Annotated in this window: 14 protein-coding genes; 9 read left to right on the top strand and 5 right to left on the bottom strand. The window is 60.9% G+C overall.

Features of this window, described 5'->3' with window-relative positions; translation table 11 throughout:
* Window positions 1-197: 197 nt before the first annotated feature.
* Complete coding sequence (gene nhaA, locus ACODS5_RS03235; protein WP_489107891.1) at window positions 198-1,394, top strand: Na+/H+ antiporter NhaA; 1,197 nt, start codon at window positions 198-200, stop codon at window positions 1,392-1,394.
* A 110-nt stretch (window positions 1,395-1,504) separates the two neighbouring features.
* Here nhaA and ACODS5_RS03230 read toward each other — a convergent pair whose 3' ends face one another.
* Window positions 1,505-2,272 (bottom strand): SDR family oxidoreductase, encoded by a 768-nt coding sequence (locus ACODS5_RS03230; RefSeq protein ID WP_489107890.1) that lies wholly within the window; start codon window positions 2,270-2,272, stop codon window positions 1,505-1,507.
* A 9-nt stretch (window positions 2,273-2,281) separates the two neighbouring features.
* Window positions 2,282-2,431, bottom strand: coding sequence for a hypothetical protein (locus ACODS5_RS03225; RefSeq protein WP_489107889.1), 150 nt, complete (start codon window positions 2,429-2,431; stop codon window positions 2,282-2,284).
* A 109-nt stretch (window positions 2,432-2,540) separates the two neighbouring features.
* Here ACODS5_RS03225 and ACODS5_RS03220 point away from each other — a divergent pair, with 109 nt between their 5' ends.
* Entirely contained in the window at window positions 2,541-2,753 is a 213-nt protein-coding gene (locus ACODS5_RS03220; protein ID WP_134692167.1) for a hypothetical protein, read from the top strand.
* Between the two features lie 117 nt (window positions 2,754-2,870).
* Here the strand turns inward: ACODS5_RS03220 and tssM are convergent, their stop codons facing one another.
* Genes tssM through vasI form a run of 3 tightly spaced genes read right to left on the bottom strand, consistent with a single transcriptional unit; the run spans window position 2,871 to window position 8,493 of the window.
* A complete protein-coding gene (gene tssM / locus ACODS5_RS03215) occupies window positions 2,871-6,467 on the bottom strand; it encodes a type VI secretion system membrane subunit TssM (RefSeq protein ID WP_489107888.1) in 3,597 nt (1,198 codons plus the stop codon).
* A 5-nt stretch (window positions 6,468-6,472) separates the two neighbouring features.
* Window positions 6,473-7,924 carry a type VI secretion system protein TssA gene (tssA, locus tag ACODS5_RS03210; protein WP_489107887.1) on the bottom strand — a complete coding sequence of 484 codons (1,452 nt, stop codon included), beginning with the start codon at window positions 7,922-7,924 and terminating at the stop codon, window positions 6,473-6,475.
* Window positions 7,912-8,493, bottom strand: coding sequence for a type VI secretion system-associated protein VasI (gene vasI, locus ACODS5_RS03205; RefSeq protein ID WP_489107886.1), 582 nt, complete (start codon window positions 8,491-8,493; stop codon window positions 7,912-7,914). The genes tssA and vasI overlap by 13 nt, the downstream gene beginning before the upstream one ends.
* A gap of 364 nt (window positions 8,494-8,857) precedes the next feature.
* Between vasI and tssB the strand changes: the two genes are divergently transcribed.
* The 7 genes from tssB to tssJ are packed head-to-tail and all read left to right on the top strand — an operon-like array spanning window position 8,858 to window position 15,370.
* Window positions 8,858-9,361: a type VI secretion system contractile sheath small subunit gene (gene tssB / locus ACODS5_RS03200; protein ID WP_134692161.1), complete on the top strand. Its 504-nt coding sequence runs from the start codon at window positions 8,858-8,860 to the stop codon at window positions 9,359-9,361.
* A gap of 16 nt (window positions 9,362-9,377) precedes the next feature.
* A complete protein-coding gene (tssC, locus tag ACODS5_RS03195; RefSeq protein WP_489107885.1) occupies window positions 9,378-10,868 on the top strand; it encodes a type VI secretion system contractile sheath large subunit in 1,491 nt (496 codons plus the stop codon).
* Window positions 10,865-11,275 (top strand): type VI secretion system baseplate subunit TssE, encoded by a 411-nt coding sequence (gene tssE, locus ACODS5_RS03190; protein ID WP_134692157.1) that lies wholly within the window; start codon window positions 10,865-10,867, stop codon window positions 11,273-11,275. Before tssC ends, tssE begins: the two co-directional genes overlap by 4 nt.
* A 3-nt stretch (window positions 11,276-11,278) precedes the next feature.
* The gene (gene tssF, locus ACODS5_RS03185) at window positions 11,279-13,045 is read left to right on the top strand and encodes a type VI secretion system baseplate subunit TssF (RefSeq protein WP_489107884.1); all 1,767 of its coding nucleotides are present in this window, start codon (window positions 11,279-11,281) and stop codon (window positions 13,043-13,045) included.
* A complete protein-coding gene (tssG, locus tag ACODS5_RS03180) occupies window positions 13,009-14,025 on the top strand; it encodes a type VI secretion system baseplate subunit TssG (protein ID WP_489107883.1) in 1,017 nt (338 codons plus the stop codon). The genes tssF and tssG overlap by 37 nt, the downstream gene beginning before the upstream one ends.
* Window positions 14,022-14,579: an FHA domain-containing protein gene (locus ACODS5_RS03175; RefSeq protein ID WP_134692151.1), complete on the top strand. Its 558-nt coding sequence runs from the start codon at window positions 14,022-14,024 to the stop codon at window positions 14,577-14,579. The genes tssG and ACODS5_RS03175 overlap by 4 nt, the downstream gene beginning before the upstream one ends.
* Complete coding sequence (tssJ, locus tag ACODS5_RS03170; RefSeq protein ID WP_134692149.1) at window positions 14,576-15,370, top strand: type VI secretion system lipoprotein TssJ; 795 nt, start codon at window positions 14,576-14,578, stop codon at window positions 15,368-15,370. Before ACODS5_RS03175 ends, tssJ begins: the two co-directional genes overlap by 4 nt.
* Window positions 15,371-15,390: the final 20 nt, after the last annotated feature.

The raw sequence follows: 15,390 nt of genomic DNA, 5'->3' as shown, positions 1-15,390 counted from the left end.
TTGCACGCATGCCTGCTATCCCCATGGCGCTTTCCGTCCCGTGTGTTCACGGTATGGCTTGCCGCGCCGCTTTACCCATCCTTCTTCTCGCTCATCGCCGCAGTGGCCCGTCGCAATCGGCGCCATCGTCTCGCCGTGCCTGTTGCCCGCCGCGCCGCTGCCTTCGCGAGGGCGACGTCATGAACGAGGACCGCACCATGCATGCCCCCCTTTCCCACAAGCGCTCGATGCTGCGCGAGTTGCTGGCCACCGAAGCGGCCGGCGGCGTCTTGCTGATGTTCACCGCCGCCCTGGCCATCGTCATCGCCAACAGCCCCTGGGCCGATGCCTACCTGCACCTGCTGCACCTGCCCGTGGGCCCGACCCTGACCGACAAGCTCGGCCCGATGACCGTGCACATGTGGATCAACGATGGCCTGATGGCGATCTTCTTCCTGCTGGTGGGCCTGGAGATCAAGCGCGAGCTGGTCGACGGCCGCCTGGCCAGCTGGGAGCAACGCCGCCTGCCGGCCTTGCCGGCGCTGATGGGCATGGCGGTTCCCGCGCTGATCTACCTGGCCGTGTCCCGCGGCGAGCCCGGCCTGGCCGGCGGCTGGGCGATCCCCGCCGCCACCGATATCGCCTTCGCCGTCGGCGCCCTGGCGCTGCTCGGGCGCCATGCGCCACTGTCACTGAAAGTGATGCTGGTCTCGGTGGCGATCATCGACGACATGGGCGCGGTGGCGATCATCGCGGTGTTCTACACCTCGTCGATCGACCTGCTGGCGCTGGCTGGCGCCGCCGCTATCATCGCCGTGCTGCTGGCCTTCAATCGCCTGCGCGTGGTCGCGCTGTGGCCCTACCTGCTGGGCATCGCCGCGCTGTGGTACGTGACCCTGCTGTCGGGCGTGCACGCCACCATCGCCGGCGTGGTCGGCGCGCTGCTGATTCCCTACAGCACCGGCACTGAAAAGGCCCGCGAGGCCAGCCCGCTGCTCAAGCTGGAACACGGCCTGGCCCCCTGGGTGGGCTTGCTGATCGTACCGGCCTTCGGCTTTGCCAACGCCGGGGTTTCGTTCGGCGACCTGGGCTGGGGTGACATCTTCGCCCCGCTGCCCCTGGCCATCGCCCTGGGCCTGCTGCTGGGCAAACAGCTTGGCGTGTTCGCTGGCGTGCTGCTGGCGGTGAAAAGCGGCCTGGCCAGCAAGCCACGCGGCGCCAGCTGGCTGCAGATCTATGGCGTGGCGATGCTGTGCGGCATCGGCTTCACCATGAGCCTGTTCATTGGCGAGCTGGCCTTCCCCGGCCAGGCCGACAAGGTAGACGCCGCCAAGATCGGCATCCTGCTCGGCTCGTTGCTGTCGGCGGTGATCGCCTGCTGCATCCTGCGCTTCGCACCCAAGCAGGCAGACTGACACCCACCCTGAGGGCCGCAGTGCGGCCCTTGTTGTACGAGAAACCTTGATACGCGCTGATGCTGCATTGCAAGCAACCTCGCAATGCTCATGTACGCCAGCTTGCTCGGTTAGCGCACAATCGATATCCCGCCATCCACCCGCAACGCCGCGCCAGTCATGAAACTCGACGCTGGCGAGGCGAGGAACAACGCCGCCTCGGCGATCTCTTGCGGCTGCGCGAGGCGCTTGAGCGCGTGCAGCCCCGCCACCTGCGCCAGCGCCTCGGGGCTGTTCGCCACGCTGCGGCCCATGGGCGTGTCGGTGCCACCCGGCAACAACGCATTGGCACGAATGCCCTGGGCGCCATATTCCGCGGCGATGACCTGGGTCAGCCCGATCAGCCCTGCCTTGCTGGCAGCGTAGGCGGCCATGCCGGGCAGGCCCAGGGTATGGCCGACGAAGCTGGAAGTGAACACCAGCGCACCGCCACCTCGGGCCTGCAGTGCCGGCAGTTGTGCCTGGGCGCAGAGAAAGGCGCTGGTGAGGTTGGTGTCGAGGGTGTGCCGCCAGGCGCTGAGCGACAACGCCGGCAACGGCGCCAGCTCACCCAGGGTGCCAGCATTGTTGAATGCGATATCCAGGCCGCCGAAATGGCCCTGGGCAGTATTCACCAGTTCCTGGGCCAGGGCGGGGTCGTTGATATCCCCCGCGACCGCCACCGCCACCGCCAGTGGATAGCCTTCACGGCCAAGCATCTCGAGCAATTGCTCGAGCGCCGCCTGCCGTCGCGCACTGAGCACCAGCCGGGCGCCGTGGCGGGCGAACAAGAGCGCGGCGGCGTGACCGATACCCGAGCTGGCACCAGTGATAATGGCTACCTTGCCTGTCAATTGCATGATCGGACCTCATCCTGAAAGGGTTGTTGGGTTGGCAACACCACTTTCAGGGAGGGCGATGAACAGCACACTCTGTTTCTTGCTCGCTGCACCGCGCGTCATGAAACCTGGCCAGCGGGTGTGGAAAACAAATGTAATGATGCGCGGGATGCGGGGCATGGCTACATGCCCCTACACTGCAAATTCCGCCACGTGTTTGTCTGGGCATTGCGCCCACGCAAGGACACAGAGCAATCGCCCAGGGATGGAGACACAAGCAAGGTGATGTATGGCATTCAAGAATAACTATCTGATCCAGCTCTTACGCAAACTGCCCCAGGGCCGCGCCACCCCTTCGTGCCGCCCGCTCAGTGAAGAAGAGTCGAACCTGCTCGAGCACTTCCGCGCCCTGCCAGAACGCGACCGCATCGCCCTGCGCCTGCTGTGTTCAGCGATCCATCTGACCTCGGCGCCTGAAGCGAGCACCGGCGCGCCGCTGTAGAGTTCAAGTGTGGGAAGACAGAGGCCTTTGGGCCTCTTCTTCTATGCTGGGAAGCGATTGCGAGCAGCGCTTGCCGGATGATCTCGCCACTGTGACCGACCTGCTGCCCAGGGGACTCTACCTGGCCTGTGCAATCTTGGGTGGCTGTTGCAACAAACCGCGCGGTAATCGGAACCCTTTGAAAGGCTCCTGGGTGATCGGGTTGAAGGCCTTCTCAGCGCTGAGCCGATAGCGCATCACGCCATCACCGGTCCTGAAGCTCAGGTCCACGCTGGTCGCCGTCCGCCCATTGAGCGAACCGCGACTGAGCAGGCGAAACATGGACCATGGCCCTCGATACTCCAGGCTGCTGCTATTGCCGTTCTGCCTAAGCAGCGTCAGGTTGCTACGCACATGTTGCCCAAGCGTATTTGGCCAAATGATGCCAGTGATCTGGCTCGTGCCATGGGTGTAGGAAATCAACTGACCGTCTAGGTCCAGCAAGCTGGTGCGCTGGTTCGCACTCAGCCCTAACGGCTCGATACTGAACTGCACACTCAAGTTGCCGCGCTGATCGAAGAACGTTTCACGAATGCGGTCTGCCAGTTCCAACTGCTCGATCACATCGCTGCGGATCAGGGACTGCCCCTGCTGCCCGGCTTGCAGGGCTTCGAGGTTGTCCTTCAGGAACACCTTCAGATACTGATCATTGAACTGCTGTAGCCGACCTTTCGGCCCAAAGAACGCCTCGAAGTCATCCAGGGAGGCATCGGGCGCCCTGGCCACGAAGGGGTATCGGCCTGCCAGGCGCTGCTGGAAGAAGCTGTACACCTCGGCGTCCCAGCGCCGTTCCAGCTCGCGCAGGGCTTCAACGTTTAACACCTGCGCCGTTTGATCAGCCACCTTTCGGATCTGGTGGTTGATCGGCTCAGGCAAGCCGATGGATACCCGTTGCAAGGTGCCGATGGGATCATGCCCGGTCATCGTAAAGCGCTGATGCACGGCCTGCAGTGCAGCCTTGCCTCGGTCCGGGCTGTCCTGCACCGCCTTGGCGTAGTCGTGCACGGCTGTGATAGCAGCCAGGGTTTCATCGTAGTAGCTAGGCCTCTCTGCCGTTCCCTGCAGCATCGCGCTCAGCCCGGCAAAGGCCCTTTGAATAGTCCACGCCTGCTGATGCTCAGGCTTGCTGTTTGTCGGCAGCACTGTCTTGGCTTCATCTGCCGCCTCAACAACGCCAGTCGATGACAGCGACGTGTTGTCCCTTACCGTATCGATCAATCGATGCAGCGGCGCCGCAGGCCCCGTCAACTGCTGCAAGATCGCGACACCATGGTCTAGGTCACGAAAATCAGCCACGCTGAATGCGTTGAGGGCACGGCGCCAACTGTTAATGTAATCGGCGCTGTATAAGTTGCGCAGCCGTTCGCTCAGCGCCTCCCGGTCGGCATCCGAATAATCGAGCTGGCTACGCTCGCCCAGCACCCATTGGTCGATCATCGCCAAATCGGCGAAGCTCTGACTGCGTGGTTCGAAGTACTCCTTGAAGCCTTTGGCCGTGAGCATCGGCGCTAACAGCACATCATCACCCTTCCTGGCGCCCATGGACGCCTGATACACCACGTCGAAGGCCGGCCCGACCTGATGACGCAAGTCCAACCCGGTGTGCAACTGCTCCCCCGCCTGTTGTTTCAGGCCGGCGTAAACCCGCTCGGCTAGCGGAACCTTGCGCAGCGCTGCCTGCACCACGGCGACACGTTGGCTGTACTGCGGCAGGTCGGTATCGGCGTAGGCCAAGGCATACTTAAGGTGCCGCATGAGGTCGCGCTGCAGTTGCCCCTGGCCAGGGAATTTCTGCTGCCACTGTCGGGCCATCCACTCTTCGACCCATTCGGCGCGGCGGTTCTGGCGGTCTTCCAGCATGCGGTAAACCCTGAGGGCAGCCATTTGCTGCTCACTGCCTGGCGAAGCCGCATCCATGGTATCGATCACACCACTGGCCAAGGCCGGCAGGAACCGCTTGGAGAGCAAGCTGAGATATGCCTCATCGACACGCGGGCCGATGGCGCGCCCCTGATACAGCCCCATATCGGAAACACCCGGCCATGCAACGCGGTAGTCGCCAAATACGGATACCGCATCGCGAATCTGGTCCAGCGGCTCCAGCAGGTTACGTCCGGTAGGATCCATACGCTGATCCACCTCGTGATGGCTGTATTCCCTGCTTTTGGCAAGCACGTTGGCAGCCTTGGCACCATTGATGTCGAAAAAGCGCTGCCAGCTGGCGATGGCGACACAAAAAGCCAGTATGCCCAACCCAGAGCCGACCCATAGGAGTTGGCGCTTGCTGCGCGCCACCTTGATGTTGTCCCCAGCAAGCCCGGCTTCCTTATAGATGACGCGCCCGAACGCATGCTGAATGAAGTACGGCAGCGCCTTGCCTTGCGCCTTGCCCTCGAGCAGAGGGAGCTTCGTCTTGTAGGGCTGCGCGGCTTCGCGCACGAACGCATTGAACATGTCACCTTGCTGGATGACCGAGGACCAGTACACACCACGTACCAAGGCCGGCGTGGTGTAGCGATCACTGGCCAGCGCTTCCTTCAGAAACCCCAGCAGTATTGGGCGCAAGCCGATCAATTGGGCATGCAATGAGAACAGGCGCGCGCGCTGCGCAGCACTGTCCAGCGCATCGAGCCGATCCACCACCTGCTCGAATAGCTGGCTGATCAACTGCTCGTATTGATCGCCATACTCCTCCAGCCAAGCGTCGAACGTGCCGATCGCATCCAGCTTGAACGTGAAACCGAGCATTTTTTCCCGCATCGAGACGGAAAGACCGGCATAGAGCTGGTCGAACCCATCCAGCAGGTCGAACTTGGTCAGCACCACATACAGCGGCAGCCGCGAACCCAACTGACTACCGACCTCGTACAGACGGGTGCGCAACACATGTGCCAAGGCAACGCGCTGCTCAGGCGTGCCATGCAATAGCGCAGGCAAGTCGACTACCAGCAATACGCCATTGAGGGCTCTCTGGCTGCGGTTGCGCAATAGCCAATCCAGCAGGTGCTGCCACAATCTGGCGGGGGCCGCAGGTGATACATGCGGTGCGCCTGGTTCGTCGACGGGCGAGCCTGCCAGCGACTCCTGCCTCATGAACGCCCCTGGCGGATCGATGATCACCGCATCGTTGCTGACCCACCAACCTATCGGAAAGGCCAGCGCTTGGGCCTGCCTGCCTCGTGCTTGTGCCTTGTCGATACGGGTCAGGGAAAAGCTTTGTTCTGTGCGATCGATGAAGCTGGTCTTACCGGCATGCTGGTCGCCTATTACCAAGTACCAGGGCAACCGATACAACGCACGTCGCCCGCCTGCGCCATCGAGAAATCGCGAAAGTCCTTGGTCCAAGGCTTTCTCTTGCGCCTGAACCAGCGGCAATACGCTGTCCAGCTCAGCGGCCACCGCCTGCTTGCGCTCAGCCTGTAGGCGAACGTATCGCCTGCGCAGCACCACTAGCCAGCACAACAGCGGCACCAGCACGAGCACCAGGCTGGCCAGGCTGCGATGCGCCATGCTGGCCAGCGGGTGCTGTTCACGCCACATCCACTGCGGCCCGAGCCACCAGATGGCGACCAGCATCAGCACGGTACCCAGCACAAGCAGCAGCGGCATGGCCAGGCCGATCCGAGTCATCAGGGGCAAACCCCATCGTTTCAATAGCGTCCATAGTTGATTCATGGGGCCTAGTCCTTGTTCTGATCAGCCAACACATGAGCAGAGGCATACTGTTGCAATCGTTGAAACACCTCAGGCTCCCAAACGGCGGCCGTGGTGTGCTGCATGGTCCGTGCGACGCTGGCGCACAGGTCCTGAGCCAACCAGGACACGCCTCGCGCTGCCAAGAAATCGGCCGCAATGACGGTGGTATGGCAGCGCTCACGCGGAGCACGAAGGTCCGCCTGCATGGCCTGCAACTTGAGCAAAACCGGCTCTACCCCACCTGCGTCCAACTGACCGGCCAACTCTTCGCGCAGGCCTGCGAACTCGTGGGCAGATTCGGCTTGCGCTTGCCCAACTGCGCCTCTGAGCCAAGCCATGCTTTGATCGTCCACGAACGATCTGCCGTCGCTGAAACACAACTGCTGGAGCGCGGGCATGCGTTGGACGAATCGGGCAGTCGCTGCGCGGATTGCCTCAGCTACCTCCCCCATCGCCAACCGTGTCGCCGCACTGGCCGCGAGGAAACTGCCGCGTACCCAGAAGGGGCAGGCCGTCACGCTCTTTTCGATCCGCTGAAGCAACGCCGCGTCGATCGCGGTGCCAGCAATCGCCTCTTCATAGTCGCTGGCGATATCCAGCGGCACCGCCATCAGTTCCGTGCGATTGCCTTGCTTGATTTGAGGCGCCGCCTGGATATGGGCCCACAGGCCGAATCGACGTAGCTGGTAGCCCGTCGGGTCGTAGGGGTCTTGTTGGTTGATCAGCTCGGCCATGGCCAGCACGGCCCGTCGTGATTCACGCTCGCTGCCTAACGAGACACGAGGCATTGGAGTGGCAATGATCTCGGCCAGCGGTGCAGACTCGGTGGTCGCCGACGACGGTTTCGCCGCAGCAGGCTCGCCAGCACCGCTCGCCTGTTCCGCCTGCTTGCGCAGCAGTCGATCTACATCATTCAGCAAGGCCCCATCCAACTGAGCAACCGCTTGCTGCTGTTGCAGGCGCTGCAATGCCTCTTGAGCTACGGCCGCATGAACAGGGGTGAATGTGTAGCGGTCCAGGCGCGGCAGCGCTTCGTTCAAGCGGTCGAGCACAAGGCCAACCAGCTTGCGCTTGCCCAGGAAACCTTTGGGGCCAGGCTTTGGATGCGCAACCTCCCAATAGCGCTCGACCATGCCGGCCAGCAACGCCAAGGTAAAACCCCATCGCTCCCAACATCCACTGCGAAGCCACGCAGCACTCAGGTGCGCGACGATACGCAAGTGCTTGCACTGCTGCGCCAGATACTGGCGTGACGCTTCCTCGATATAGGCCCAGTCGATGGTGGATGCTTGCAGCCCGCCCAGCTTGACCATTTCCTGGTCAATGGCCTGATAGGTTTCGTCCTCCACATCGAACAGACCGACCGGTGCCTGCGCATCGATTGGTGCGAGCAGCCGTGTAATTTCCTGTGCGTTGACCTCTGCTACCAGCGACATGTTTTGCGCGCCTCGTCGATGAGCGGGTCCAGGCCTTGAGCATCGAAGACCAATCCATCAATGGAGCGGTTGTCGCTTTGGACCTGAATGCGATGGGCCCCAATCAGTTGCTTGATCTGCTCGATTCCGGGCAAGCCCCGGCCCGCATCGAGTACCTGACCGTTCTCCGTCACCTGCCAAGGGGTTGCGACGGTGGTGCTCCGCTCCCCCTGCAATCGCACCGTCACCCGACCAGCATCAATGGGTTGCGCGGTGACCAGTTGCAGCCTGGAAATGTTCTGCAAACAACTGATCACCAGGTAGGGATGCGACGCGGTCGAAGCGATTGCAGGTGCAGAGATCGTCAGCCCGTCGTCTTCAGGCGTGAGTCGAAACGTCAGGTCGTCGGGATGGCGTCCTGCTTCGTGAGTCAGCACCCGGCGCACCGTGGGGGAGTCCTGTTCTGGCGGCGACCACTGCATGGGCACCGAGTGTGCAGGCGTTCCGGCGGCTTCATCAAAACACGCCAAACGCTCAAGGTTGGACACGATCCGCGAGCAATCCTGATCGGAATACACGGGTATTGGCATGCACCCGAGCACCAGCCAAAGACTTACGCCACAAGTTTTATTACCCAGCATCGCAAGTAAATACCTTTCATACGGCGCATATGACCTATTCAAATTAGTGAATCTGAAACAGCCCTCTCAGGCACTCAAATTCCCGCAAACGGCAAGAGCCTAGCCCATCGGAACAGCAACAAACAAAAAAATATTTTTTAACATTTTCACACTCGACGACATGACAAAACCAAGTGCAATGTTTTTACGCGACGCACAACCAATCCCGCACTTTGTTTATACATCAGACAAATAAATAGGAATCTTCCCACATACTAATCTGTAACTAAAAACCCAATACGGACAATTCTTAAGAACACGGAGAGATTCTGCGATGGCCAAATCCACAGGGTCGGTTGCACCCAAAGAACGCATCAACATCAAATACGTACCCGCCACCGGCGATGAACAGGCCGAAGTAGAGCTGCCGCACAAGATGTTGGTAATGGGCGACTTCGGCCTGGATGACACCCGTGCGCTGGAAGACCGATCGGTCATGCGTATAGATAAACACACCTTCAACAACGTGTTGAACGACGCCGATGTCAGCTTGGCCGTGTCGGTACCTTCCATGCTCAGCACGGCCGCCGACGCGGAGCTGGCGGTCAACCTGCAGTTCAGATCGTTCAATGACTTCGGGCCAGACGGCATCGCCCGCCAAGTACCAGAGCTCAGCAAGCTTCTGGAGCTGCGTGAGGCGCTGGTGGCACTGAAAGGCCCGCTGGGCAACGTGCCCGCTTTCCGCAAGCAATTGCAGCACCTGTTGAGCAACGAGCAGGCCCGCAAACAACTCGCCGAAGAATTGAACCTGGTGCTTGAGGCGCCAAAAGAAGACTGAGACAACGGAGCGTCCCATGCCAAAGCCAACCAGCACCTCACTCGCCGCAGAACTATCTGGCGAGACATTGAGCCATGCCACCTTGCTCGATCAGATCATGGCGGAAACAAAACTAGTGCCCGCTCAAGAGGGCTATCAAGTGGCTCGTCAAGGCGTATCGGCCTTTATTGCAGAAATACTCAAAAGCGATGCCCCAGATCAATTAATCAATAAACACCGCGTCGACCAAATGATTGCAGAGCTGGATCGAGTGCTCAGCAAGCAAATGGATGCCATTCTTCATCAACCGGCATTCCAGGCGCTCGAATCCTCGTGGCGCAGCCTCAAACTCCTGGTGGACCGCACGGACTTCCGCGAGAACATCAAGCTTGAAGTCCTGCATGTCAGCAAAGAAGACTTGCTCGACGATTTCGACAATGCCGCCGATATCACCTGCAGCGGTATGTACAAACACGTTTACACCGCAGGCTATGGGCAGTTCGGTGGTGAGCCGGTGGCGGCCATGCTGGGCAACTACAACTTCGGCCCCTCTTCGCCAGACATCAAGTTACTGAGCTACATGGCCTCCGTGGGCGCCATGTCGCATGCCCCGTTCCTGGCCGCCCCCTCCCCCGACTTCTTCAATCTGAGCAGCTTTGAAGAGCTGCCCAATCTGAAGGAAATCAAAGACATTTTCGCAGGTCCGCGACATGCCAAATGGCGCGCCTTCCGCGAAAGCGAAGATGCCCGCCACGCTGCGCTGACCGGGCCACGCTTCATGCTTCGCTCGGCCTACCACCCCCAGGAACAGCCGATCAAAAGCTTCAACTACGAAGAAAGCATCGACGGGCGACACGACAATTACCTGTGGGGCAATTCCGCCTTCCTGCTGGCCAGCTGCATCAACGACAGCTTTGCCCGCTACCGCTGGTGCCCGAACATCATCGGCCCGCAGTCCGGTGGCGCCGTGGAGGATCTGCCGGTGCATCTCTACGAGGCGCTTGGGCAGTTGCAAGCGAAGATCCCTACCGAGGTGCTGATTTCCGACCGCAAGGAATTCGAGCTGGCCGAAGAAGGCTTCATTGCGCTGACCATGCGCAAGGACAGCGACAACGCCGCGTTCTTCTCGGCCAATTCGGTACAGAAACCCAAGAACTTCCCCAAGACCCCGGAAGGCTTGCAGGCTCAAACCAACTACAAGCTGGGCACACAGTTGCCGTACCTGTTCATCGTCAACCGGCTGGCCCATTACATCAAGGTGCTGCAACGCGAGCAGATCGGCAGCTGGAAGGAACGTCGCGACCTTGAGTCCGAGCTGAACAAATGGATCAAGCAGTACGTCGCCGACCAGGAAAATCCCTCGGCCGACGTGCGCAGCCGCCGTCCCCTACGTGCTGCAAAGGTCGAGGTTTCAGACGTTGCCGGCGATCCGGGTTGGTACCAGGTTTCGCTCGCCGTGCGCCCGCACTTCAAATACATGGGCGCGAACTTCGAGATATCGCTGGTAGGCCGGCTCGACACCCAATGAGCGGATTTTTCGATCGATTGGTTGCCGATCAGTCCGTGATCCGGGCGCCGTCCAGGCAAGAGAACGCGTCCCACAAGTTCGCCGCCATCAAGCGCCACTTGGAAACGCTGCTCAACGCTCGCCAGGGTTGCTCACAGAGCAGCCCTGAGCTGGGCCTGCGCGATTTCAACGGGCATGACGTCAGCAGTGGCGACCTCCTGAAACAAGTGAGCGCCGACATACGCCGCACCATCCAGCGTTTCGAGCCTCGCGTGCAGGTGCGTTCACTCAAGGCCGTGCCCGACTGTCACGCCCCTCAGGAGCTGCATTTCAGGCTGGACTGCCACGTGCAGGTGAATAACCACACGGAGCAGTTGCAACTGGAGCTGCTGGTCAACGGCCATAACCGCCATACCCAAGTGAGGTGATCGATGTCGCTCAAGGATCGATTCAGCGAAGAGCTGCGCTACCTCCATGAACTGGGGAACGACTTCGCCCAGGACAATCCACAACTTGCCCGCCTGCTGGGCAAGGGTGGCAGCGACCCCGATGTCGAGCGCTTGATGGAGGCCTTCGCGTTCCTGACGGCCAAGCTGCGCCTCAAGTTGGAGGACGACCTCCCAGAGCTGACGCACCCCATGTTGCAGCTACTGTGGCCCAACTACCTTCGCCCACTGCCAAGTGCCACGATCATCCAGTTCACACCGCGCAAACAGGCGCTCAGCCAGTCGCAACGCGTGCCAAGGGGGGCACGCCTGCTCTCCAAGCCTGTCGATGGAATTCCCTGTGAGTTCCGCACCTGTACCGCCGTGGACATACACCCGTTCGAGATCGACGCGGTGGGCTCAACTCAAACGCTCGACAGTTCAGTGGTTCGCATCGACCTACGCACCTTGGTCGAGCGCCCATTGAACACGCTCGAATGCACCAGCCTCGACTTTCACCTGAGCGGTACCACCCGAACAGCGCGCACGCTGTACCTCTGGATCGCTCACTATCTCAGCCATGTCAGCGTGACCATCAATGGTCAGGCTCGCCGGCTGCCGGCCAGCAGCATCGTTTTCCCAGGTTTCAGCCCGGACGACGCTTTGCTGCCTTATCCGCAGAACGTCTTCGACGGTTACCGGATCCTGCAGGAATACTTCATTTTTCCTGAGCGCTTTCACTTCTTCGCCCTGACGGGCCTGGAGAAGATCTGGCCTGATCAGACGACTCAGCAGGTCGGCGTGGAATTCCACTTCACCCGTCAACTACCAGACTCGCTACGCATTGGCAAAGCGGATTTCAACCTGTTCTGCGCCCCTGCGGTAAACCTGTTCAAGCACAGCGCCGAGCCCATTGATCTCTCCAACGAGGCCGCCCAGGCCGAGCTCACACCCAAAGGCGCCGAGCGTCACGCCTACGAAATCTTCAGTGTCGATCAGGTGATCAGCACCCGTACGACAAGCGACGGAAGTACCAGTAAGCACCTGCGAACCTTCCGCCCCTTCGAATCCTTCGCCCACGAGATCGAGCACGTTCAAGGGCGCACGGCGCTGTACTACCGCTACACCCTCGAAGACTCACTGCGCGGTGATGGCGTCACGCATCGCATCGCCTTCGTGCGTGCCGACGCCAATACCTATATCGGTGAGCTGGAAACGGCGTCCATCGACCTGACTTGCACCAACCGCGACCTGCCCCTGGCTCTGGGCATCGACGACATCAATGTGCTCTGCGAAGTCACCCCGGCGCTGACCACCTACACCAATATCTGTGCACCGACCCGCCCCTATCGGCCGGTGCTGGACGGCCAGTTGCAATGGGCCTTGATCTCCAACATGTCGCTCAACTACTTGTCGCTGCTCTCGACCGAGCCATTGAAGGCGGTTATTCGCGCCTATGACTTCGCGGCCTTGCACGACATCCAGCAGACACGCACCACCCGCAAACGCCTCGACGGCATTCGGGATATCCAAACGGCGCCTCTGGATTGGCTGATCAAAGGACAGCCCATTCGTGGCCTGCGCACGCAACTGAAGCTCGACCAGGCCGCATTCCTCTGCGAAGGCGACCTGTACCTGTTCGGCTGCGTGCTGGCGCACTTCTTCGCCTTGTACGCCAGCATCAATTCCTTCCATCAACTGGAAGTGATCAACATCACCAACAACGAGCACTACACATGGCCCATCCAGACCGGCAAGCAGCCGCTGATCTAGCCGACAAATTGCTCGCGGGCGCGCACCGGTACAACTTCTACCAACTGCTCGAGCGCCTTCACGGGCTTCACGGAGACGATCTTGAACCCCGCTGGCCCAGCGAAGAGGCCCGCTTGCGCGTTCGACTTGGCAGCGACCCGCGGCTGAGCTTCCCCGCTTCGGACATCTGCAAGGCCGAACGCATGCCCGAGACACAAGATCGCTATCGCGTATGCGCCACGTTCATGGGCCTGCACGGCACTGATTCGCCTTTGCCTTCCTACTACCTGGAGCAGGTGGCATACGAGCATGCACAGGGTATCGGCGTGCGACCGGCGTTCTTCGACTTCTTCAATCACTATCTGCTCAGCCTGCTACACCGCATCTGGCGCAAGTACCGCTATTACATTCGTTTCCAGCCGGGTGCCCGCGATGGGTTCTCCCAGTACATCTTTGCCCTGCTCGGGTTGAATGACAAACAGCTGCGCGGCGACACGGCGTTGCCCTGGAGCCGGCTGCTCAGCTTCGCGGGTGTTATCGCGAGCCGCAGCCGCGCACCGGGCACCGTCGCCGGCATCATCGCGCACTGCTTCGACCTGAAGCAGGTACAGATTCGCGAGTTCGAAACCCGCTCGGTACCTACGACCATCCAGCAACAGGTAAGCCTTGGCCGCAGCAATGGTGAGCTGGGCAATTCCTTCCTGGTTGGCAGTCGCACGCGGACTCGCAGCAGCAAGTTCACCATCGTGATCAGCGAGCTCGACCAGGCACAGCTGCGTGACCTGTTGCCCAGCGGCATCAACTTCAACCGCTTGCGTGCCCTGATCGACTTTCTGTTGCGCGACGGCTTGGCCTACGACCTGGAGCTGCGGCTGAAGCAGCACGCGCTGTCGCCCTTTTGTCTGCACCCCAGCCGTGGCGCCCAATTGGGCTGGACCAGCTTCGTCGATGACCGCCACGGCCAGATCAGCCCCGTCGTGCGGTTCCGGGGGCGCTCATGAGCACTTTGATCTTGAGCATCACCAACCTCGACCAGTTGCAGCACAACGTTACCGCCCGGCACGAATTCGATCGTGCAGGCGGCACCGTCGGCAGCGCGGGAGCCACGTGGCTGATCAATGATCGTGAACAGGGCGTGGCGCCGATCCATTGCGAGATCCGCTGGATCGAAGGCGGCTTCTGCGTGATCGACCGCTGCGAGCGCACCTACTTGAACGACAACCTCGATAGCCTGGGGCCGCTGTCACCCAGGCGGTTGCTCGAGGGTGACCGGCTACGTGTTGGCGCTTATCGACTGCTGGCCCAGCTTTCACAAGCTGATGCCCGTTCGCTGGAAGAGTTGTTCAACACAGACTTGCGGGTGCTCGACCGACTCATCCTGGACACACCCGCGCAGCGTTGGCTGCCCAAGCCCACGGCGGCCCCAGAAGTCGCTGAGATCTACTCGGCCTTCGATCCGGGTATGGGCAACGATCCCTTGGCTGCCCTGGAAGCAGTGACACGGCCAGTGCAAGAGAACCCGCTGGATCGCCTGATCGTAGGAGAACGCTCATGACGCGTCATTCACTCACGGCCGGCCTTCTGGCAACACTGATCGGGCTCTCGGGCTGCACCGCCCTGAGCAAAATGGGCCAAGTGGCGTTGGACCCCTCAATACCCGTCGGCGCGACCAAGGATCAGCCCACCGAAATCGCGTTCAGCATCAACGCCAGCCCCACGCTCAACAGCAACCCCAACAGCCTGCAAGCAGCGACTGAGCAAGAAAGCAGCCTGGAGCCCAGCCCCTACGCAGTCAGCTTGAGCGCGGCCGACCCCTATGCCCTGACCGAGAAAGTCGGGACCCTGCTCGAGTTTCTTCACGAGCAATTCCCGGCCATCTCGCCCGTCGAACTACCAGAGGACGAAGCCGATGAGCCGGCTCGCTCTCCCTTGGAGGAAAACACGCCGGGCCACTACGAAGACTCGGATGTAGTGCTGACCTTACCGCGTGCAACCACAGTGGCCCCCGAGCTGGCCGCCACCCCAATGGCCATTAAAATCCTGCAACTGCGCGACGACTCGCTGCTGCGCAACAGCATTTATGAGCTGTTGGAAAAGACCCCCGCCAAGGTGCTGCGCAGCACCTACATTCGTGATGACGACTACCTGCTACGCCCCGGGCAATTCAAGTTCATTCCGTTTGCCGCTATCGAGGCCGAGACCCGGTTCATCGCGGTGATCGCCGACTACCGCCACCAGGAAAACGCGACCTGGAGCCAGGTACTGCGCATTCCACCGCGCGGCCAACACATCATCTTGTCGGTCTTGCTCAACGACACGCAGATCCTGCTCAAGGAGGAGGACTGATGGCGCCTGCAAGCCAGCCC

The sequence above is a fragment of the Pseudomonas sp. FG47 genome, from assembly GCF_057809115.1.
Note: the sequence above shows the minus strand (reverse complement) of the source record. Positions and strands in the feature narration are given on the sequence as shown.

Excerpts from the sequence above, each read along its gene's own strand:
- nhaA (WP_489107891.1), top strand. The coding sequence starts at position 198 with ATGCATGCCCCCCTTTCCCACAAGCGCTCGATGCTGCGCGAGTTGCTG.
- ACODS5_RS03230 (WP_489107890.1), bottom strand. The coding sequence starts at position 2,272 with ATGCAATTGACAGGCAAGGTAGCCATTATCACTGGTGCCAGCTCGGGT.
- ACODS5_RS03225 (WP_489107889.1), bottom strand. The coding sequence starts at position 2,431 with ATGCCCCGCATCCCGCGCATCATTACATTTGTTTTCCACACCCGCTGG.
- ACODS5_RS03220 (WP_134692167.1), top strand. The coding sequence starts at position 2,541 with ATGGCATTCAAGAATAACTATCTGATCCAGCTCTTACGCAAACTGCCC.
- tssM (WP_489107888.1), bottom strand. The coding sequence starts at position 6,467 with ATGAATCAACTATGGACGCTATTGAAACGATGGGGTTTGCCCCTGATG.
- tssA (WP_489107887.1), bottom strand. The coding sequence starts at position 7,924 with ATGTCGCTGGTAGCAGAGGTCAACGCACAGGAAATTACACGGCTGCTC.
- vasI (WP_489107886.1), bottom strand. The coding sequence starts at position 8,493 with ATGCCAATACCCGTGTATTCCGATCAGGATTGCTCGCGGATCGTGTCC.
- tssB (WP_134692161.1), top strand. The coding sequence starts at position 8,858 with ATGGCCAAATCCACAGGGTCGGTTGCACCCAAAGAACGCATCAACATC.
- tssC (WP_489107885.1), top strand. The coding sequence starts at position 9,378 with ATGCCAAAGCCAACCAGCACCTCACTCGCCGCAGAACTATCTGGCGAG.
- tssE (WP_134692157.1), top strand. The coding sequence starts at position 10,865 with ATGAGCGGATTTTTCGATCGATTGGTTGCCGATCAGTCCGTGATCCGG.
- tssF (WP_489107884.1), top strand. The coding sequence starts at position 11,279 with ATGTCGCTCAAGGATCGATTCAGCGAAGAGCTGCGCTACCTCCATGAA.
- tssG (WP_489107883.1), top strand. The coding sequence starts at position 13,009 with ATGGCCCATCCAGACCGGCAAGCAGCCGCTGATCTAGCCGACAAATTG.
- ACODS5_RS03175 (WP_134692151.1), top strand. The coding sequence starts at position 14,022 with ATGAGCACTTTGATCTTGAGCATCACCAACCTCGACCAGTTGCAGCAC.
- tssJ (WP_134692149.1), top strand. The coding sequence starts at position 14,576 with ATGACGCGTCATTCACTCACGGCCGGCCTTCTGGCAACACTGATCGGG.